Source organism: Rhodococcus sp. (in: high G+C Gram-positive bacteria), assembly GCF_049286785.1.
Lineage (GTDB): Bacteria > Actinomycetota > Actinomycetes > Mycobacteriales > Mycobacteriaceae > Rhodococcus_F.
On sequence record NZ_JBAQEO010000315.1, the window covers coordinates 1 to 5,314 of the forward strand.

Genomic DNA, 5,314 nt, shown 5'->3' on the forward strand with positions numbered 1-5,314 from the left:
GGTGCACCCTCGTCTCACCTCGGCGGACGGTCTTGGCGGTGAGGTCGACGGTGAACGAATCCGTCACCACCATGGGCTCGCTCGTGTCGGTTGCGGCGACCGTCGACATACATGGTGAGAACCACGACCGACGGTCTTCGCCCACCGGTTCAGCGGCCCAAGTCCAAGGGCTGGATTCGCAACGACGGGCCCTGCTCCAACTCGCCCCCGAACTCCAGACCGCGTTGCGAACGGAGAACGCCCGCTTCCTTCCACCGGCGGGCGATCGTGGCGGTCCCCTCATGTGGCCCTGTCGAGCCGTGCCCGGCACCGCGACAAGAACACAAGTCCGCGGTCGTGCTGCCGCGTGCTCCGCCAACCGGCACCAACCCCTACCTGCCAGGCCGGCACCACATTCGGTGCGGCGCCGACGATCCGCTCGTCTCTTCGATTCTCGCGCAGACCATACCGCCGATGGCCGGGAAGATCTGTTGCGACGGGATACGCGTCGCGACATGCGGTTTCGTCCGGAAAGGCGAGCCCGGTCCCGGTCGCCGGACAGCTACGTGTCGATGCCGAGTGGTGACTCGGCGGTGGGCGGGGCCGGGTGGTTGTTGACGACATGCTTCCACCAGGAATCGAGCGGGCTGGGTTCGGGCCACACGATCGTCTCCTCGTCGAGCGACGATGCGATCTCGCCCGGTCTGCTCGAACAGACCTCGGTATCACGCACGATCCCTCCTGCCGCGTCAGCTCGCGTGCGCGTGGCGGCGTGGGGGAAGCTGGGTGATCAGCTGCTCCCATTCGTCGAACCGGACGGCGTCGGAGCGGCAGCAATGCGGTGAGGATCCGGCGGCGAGGTCGACCAGGCTCCGGGCGGCACCGAGGACGGTCAGGTGATGACGGCGGGATACGTCGAGGAGTTCGTCGAATGCCTGGGCGTCGCTGCAGCCGCGGGCGGCGATCAGGATTCCCTTCGCGGTGGCGAGGAGTTCGCGACCGTCCGGGCGCCGGCGGGGAATCAGGCGCGTCGGGCCGGGAACCGGGGTGAGGGGTGCTGCGGTGGTGTCCTCGATCATGTGGGGTGCTCCTTCGCTCTCGTGCATCGGCCGGGACCTGCCGGTGTGCCGACACATCCCGATCGAACGCGAATGTGATTCACGTCACTGTCGATGCCCGTTTAGTTCTAGCACACGACACCGCGCCCGCCATCACCACAAACGTCCAGGTAGAGGCGACCATCTGCGCAGGTGGCACGGGCCGGTGGTGGTGCTATAGAACCGAAACAGCGAGACAATTTTGTGACCTGAACCACACATGAACGTTACTTCGAGACCCGATTACATCGACTTGACCATCAGTTCCGGGGAACCGGTCCGCGCAGGGCCCCGGTTTCGGGAACGGTAAGACCTCCCATTTTGTTGCCGATGACGCCGACCGATGCACTGCTTCTGCTCGGTGAGTCCCACTTGTTCGGCCCAAATCTCGGGTACTCCGGTGTGATGGTGTCGGAGCGAGGGCTCAGCGCCGCGATGTTCGGCGAGGTCATGACGTACTTCGGTACCGAACACGAACACGAACTCGAACACGAACTCGACCCCAACTCCACCCGCCGCGCCCGGCTCGCTGTTGCTGCACACACCCACGCCGCGGACTGCCGAACCCTGCTGTCCATCCTGGGAATCCTGCCGGAGCCCGACACCCCTGCTGATCCGTAACATCTCGTACCCCCGGGAGGGGACCGCATCCGGCGGCGAACCGGCACCACGGCCCACCCTGCCGCTCGTCTCGACTACCCGCCCTGGGTGGCCCCCCATCATCGCCGGCAGTCGGTCCCACCTTCGGCACGCCCTGCCCGCCCAGCGGGCGTGGGGCACCACCACGTTCTCGTCGATCGGATCGTTTGTCGCGCCCGAGTCCGTCGACCACCGTGCAGTATGGTGCCGTCCAGCAGCGCCTGATACGCGTGGTGAACGTGACCGTGCCACAGCCGCTTCGGATTCCCACATCGACGATTCGGCGCAACCGGATCCGGTTCCGCTCCGCGCACCGCGCCATGTGTGAGTCGCAATGAGTGCTCGGGGTCCGCGCCGGGTGCCGACACAACGATCCGCATCGCGACCGCGCCCGCGACGCTACTGGCCCGGCGGCTATTGTCGTGCCGCTTCGTTGGCTCGGCTCGGCCAGCGGGGCCGCCATCTCGTGCAGGGCTGGGGGCGGCAACGAGTATCGCGAACGCCTGCTGCTCGGAGAGCTGATCTCGTTGCATGAGAATTCTCTCGGCCATAGCGATGACATCGCGCAGGTGCAGGCCCTGATGCCATTCGGTTCCCTGTACCGAGCCACCTGGTGCCGCGGTCGGCGCCAGTTCCTGGACCAGGGTGTCCGCGGAGGCGGGCAGCGGCGATCGGGCGGGGACCGGACCGATGACCGTGCGCGGGGCGGCTGTGGTTCCGCCCGGTGAGGCGTACCCGGAAAACACCGGCATCCGGCACCGGCATCGGTCACAATTGCCTCCGGAAGCACGCGTTGCCGCAGCACCCCGGCAACGTCGAATCCATTCTCGCCGAAGGGAAGTCCGGACCGGAGAGACCCGATGCCCGTTTCGCCCCACACATCGTTGCGCCGCGTCCAGGATCGCACCACCGACCTGCGCCGAAGGTTGGATACCGGCGACAACACCGCAACCCTGACCGCGTGTCTGCGCGACGAACCCGTCGACCACCGGTGGCTCACCACCTACCATCGACTCACGCACGACCTGCTCAGGGCGGTCGACCACGCCCGTCCCCCCAGGGAGCCGCACGAAACGCCGACGCCGAGCGGGCACCGCCGGCCCGACCGTCGATGAACGACGACCAGCGCCGGGCGCTCGAACGAGTACACGACGCCTGCGCGATGCTGCACAGTTTCCTGACCACCCACCCGAGCGACCGACCCCCGGAACGGGTCCGATCCGTCACCTTCGCGCAACTCACCGACGACCTCCTCGACGCCGTCACCGCAGCAGAGACCGCCGGTGTCCCCGAACATCGCATCTTCGACAGCATGCATGCGACCACAACCTGCTGACCAGGACCGTCCGACCGACCGGGCACGAACCGGGGGTCTCCGAGTTGGGTACCTGTAGTCGGGCACCGACACCCAACCCGCCCATCAGCACGAGATGACGCAAGGAACCGGATTTCTTTGGACCGGCGCCCTTGCCGATCGTCGGCGGCTCGACCCGCCTGACAAGAGTGCATCATGCAAGCACCGAAAATGCTGGTATGCCTGCACCGAAGAAGTACGACTGGCGACCGGGACACTCCGCCCACCTACTCGATGGAAACGGCACCCACACTTCCAACTCGGCCGAACCAGGATCAGGGCGTTACGGCACGCGACGAGACCGGGGAGCGGCGGCCACCGACGGACACGGAGGCCAAACATCGCACCCGGGCCAATGCCGAAGCATCACGGATCCGGCGGCGACGTCGAATCCCTTTGCACCCCATACGATCAACGTCTGACGGTACGGCCGCGGGATCGGGGTTCACCGGGTGGACAACCGGTGACGGTCACGCTGCACCGCCGTCATCCGCCGGCGGAGATGCGAGATGCCCCCGGGCGCCAGTCGATGACGAACTAGATTCGGTTTACCCGGCCTGTGGCTGACCCCGACCACACCTCGGCCTCGCTCCCGCCGTCCTCGTAACGGTCGATCCGGACTATGCCCGCCTGAGATGCTGTGGGCCGGTGGGTCTCATTGATCGCCTGAAAATCCGAGTCGAAGATTCTGTCGCTCGATGTTCCGTTGCGCAGAGTCACCTTGTACTTGGGCATGGCCTGCAATATGCCACCGCCGGGTACCGTTGCGCAGCACTATGCGGGTCCGATCCACGACAATCGACGAGGTTCGCCCGAACGCCCCCGGGCCGACCAACTCGACCACTCGAGGCGACCAGGCTCGTCATCGGCATTGCGCCCGAGACGCTCATATTCTGTCTCGAGTTGGGTATCGGATGGTCCTACCTCATGGCGGCGAGGAACGCCGCGGACGCGAGGACGCCGGGGTGGACGGTGAAGTTCGCGACCGCGGAGCCGACCAGCGCTAGCGGCACGCCTACCACCCACCAGAGGATTCGGTAGACACTCATGGGATGTATTCCCTTGCAGAGATGGGGCTTTGAGTGATGCGGACCGCCCTGGACCCGTGGCGTCACCGAAACGAAGATGACGAACGGTGAGCGTCATGGGTCCCCGAGTCGGGGTTTCCATGATGAGGTCGCGGGTCCAGTTCTGCGTGCGCCATGGGGTGGGTGCTACCGGCGATCGCGCCCTCGACGAGGCGTAAGTTCAACCCGCACACCACGTCCAGGTGGTCTCGGGCGACGAGGTGAAAGGGGCAGCTGCGTAGGTCGATACGGCCGTCGTCGTCGATCTGGGGCAGGTAACCGCAGCCGCGCAGCCCCACCAGGAGATCTCCCCCGGCGTCGCGGCGGCCCGCTTGCCGGCGTCGACTGCGGCCTCGTTGACCGCCGCCCGCACCGTTCCGCTGGTGTCCTGTTCCACCGAGGAAACGAGCAATCGGGCGAGCACTCGTAGTCCCGCGGCGGCACGCTGAGGGTCATTTCTCTCGTGGCCCGGGTGTAGAGCTTCGCCGGGCGTCCGGCGCCGGGCCCGCCGCGGCCGGGCGGCCGCTGGTAGCTGACCGTCAACAGTTCGGCGTCGGCCAGCTTGTCGAGGTGATAGGCCGCGAGCGTCCGTCCGACGTCGACGGCGGCGGCGGCCTGCTCGCGCGAGACCGGTGCGTCGCTCTCGGTCACGTACTCGTACAGCCTGCGCCGCAACGGGTCGTCCAGGGTGCTCAGCGCCGCCAGAACCGCCGGCGCGGCGGATCGGGATGTGGACATACCCCGACTCTAACACCAAAATGTATTGACAAATAGGCACGGCGGGAAGATTCTAAAAATAGTTCCTATTACTTTTACAAAGGAGTTCCGTGATGACCGCTCCCACACCTGACTCGTCGGCGACCGCACACACACCCGGGAAGGCCCTGCAACGCGCTCGCAGTGACCCCGCCTATGGCGCGTTCCTGTTGCTGCGGATCGGATTCACCGTGCTCCCGATCGCCATGGGCGTCGACAAGTTCACGAACGTGCTCACCACCTGGGAGGACTACCTGGCGCCGTGGATCGTCGACCTCAGCCCCCTCAGCGCGCACCAGACCATGCTGGTGGTCGGGGTGATCGAAATCGTCGCCGGGATCGCCGTCGCGGTCAAACCACGATATGCGGCCTACATCGTCGCCGCCTGGCTCGCCGGCATCATCGTCAACCTGCTGAGCTAT

Annotated in this window: 7 protein-coding genes and 1 pseudogene; 4 read left to right on the forward strand and 4 right to left on the reverse strand. The window is 66.3% G+C overall.

Annotated elements, in window-relative coordinates; genetic code table 11:
* Positions 1–541 precede the first annotated feature (541 nt).
* Together WAW17_RS12005 and WAW17_RS12010 are read right to left on the reverse strand one after the other, a co-directional pair.
* Complete coding sequence (locus WAW17_RS12005; protein ID WP_422333201.1) at positions 542–712, reverse strand: hypothetical protein; 171 nt, start codon at positions 710–712, stop codon at positions 542–544.
* Positions 713–728: 16 nt separating this feature from the next.
* Positions 729–1,058 carry an ANTAR domain-containing protein gene (locus WAW17_RS12010; RefSeq protein WP_422333202.1) on the reverse strand — a complete coding sequence of 110 codons (330 nt, stop codon included), beginning with the start codon at positions 1,056–1,058 and terminating at the stop codon, positions 729–731.
* A gap of 348 nt (positions 1,059–1,406) precedes the next feature.
* Here WAW17_RS12010 and WAW17_RS12015 point away from each other — a divergent pair, with 348 nt between their 5' ends.
* The 3 genes from WAW17_RS12015 (at position 1,407) to WAW17_RS12025 (ending at position 3,051) form a co-directional block, all read left to right on the forward strand.
* Positions 1,407–1,697 carry a hypothetical protein gene (locus tag WAW17_RS12015; RefSeq protein WP_422333203.1) on the forward strand — a complete coding sequence of 97 codons (291 nt, stop codon included), beginning with the start codon at positions 1,407–1,409 and terminating at the stop codon, positions 1,695–1,697.
* An 878-nt stretch (positions 1,698–2,575) separates the two neighbouring features.
* Positions 2,576–2,830 carry a hypothetical protein gene (locus WAW17_RS12020; protein WP_422333204.1) on the forward strand — a complete coding sequence of 85 codons (255 nt, stop codon included), beginning with the start codon at positions 2,576–2,578 and terminating at the stop codon, positions 2,828–2,830.
* Positions 2,827–3,051, forward strand: coding sequence for a hypothetical protein (locus tag WAW17_RS12025; protein ID WP_422333205.1), 225 nt, complete (start codon positions 2,827–2,829; stop codon positions 3,049–3,051). The genes WAW17_RS12020 and WAW17_RS12025 overlap by 4 nt, the downstream gene beginning before the upstream one ends.
* A gap of 938 nt (positions 3,052–3,989) precedes the next feature.
* Here WAW17_RS12025 and WAW17_RS12030 read toward each other — a convergent pair.
* Complete coding sequence (locus tag WAW17_RS12030) at positions 3,990–4,118, reverse strand: hypothetical protein (protein ID WP_422333206.1); 129 nt, start codon at positions 4,116–4,118, stop codon at positions 3,990–3,992.
* 62 nt (positions 4,119–4,180) lie between these two features.
* Positions 4,181–4,874, reverse strand: a pseudogene (locus tag WAW17_RS12035) (helix-turn-helix domain-containing protein).
* A gap of 92 nt (positions 4,875–4,966) precedes the next feature.
* Between WAW17_RS12035 and WAW17_RS12040 the strand changes: the two are divergent.
* A partial coding sequence (locus tag WAW17_RS12040; RefSeq protein ID WP_422333207.1) for a hypothetical protein occupies positions 4,967–5,314 on the forward strand: 348 nt, incomplete at its 3' end.

Excerpts from the sequence above, each read along its gene's own strand:
- WAW17_RS12010 (WP_422333202.1), bottom strand. The coding sequence starts at position 1,058 with ATGATCGAGGACACCACCGCAGCACCCCTCACCCCGGTTCCCGGCCCG.
- WAW17_RS12015 (WP_422333203.1), top strand. The coding sequence starts at position 1,407 with ATGACGCCGACCGATGCACTGCTTCTGCTCGGTGAGTCCCACTTGTTC.
- WAW17_RS12020 (WP_422333204.1), top strand. The coding sequence starts at position 2,576 with ATGCCCGTTTCGCCCCACACATCGTTGCGCCGCGTCCAGGATCGCACC.
- WAW17_RS12025 (WP_422333205.1), top strand. The coding sequence starts at position 2,827 with ATGAACGACGACCAGCGCCGGGCGCTCGAACGAGTACACGACGCCTGC.
- WAW17_RS12030 (WP_422333206.1), bottom strand. The coding sequence starts at position 4,118 with ATGAGTGTCTACCGAATCCTCTGGTGGGTGGTAGGCGTGCCGCTAGCG.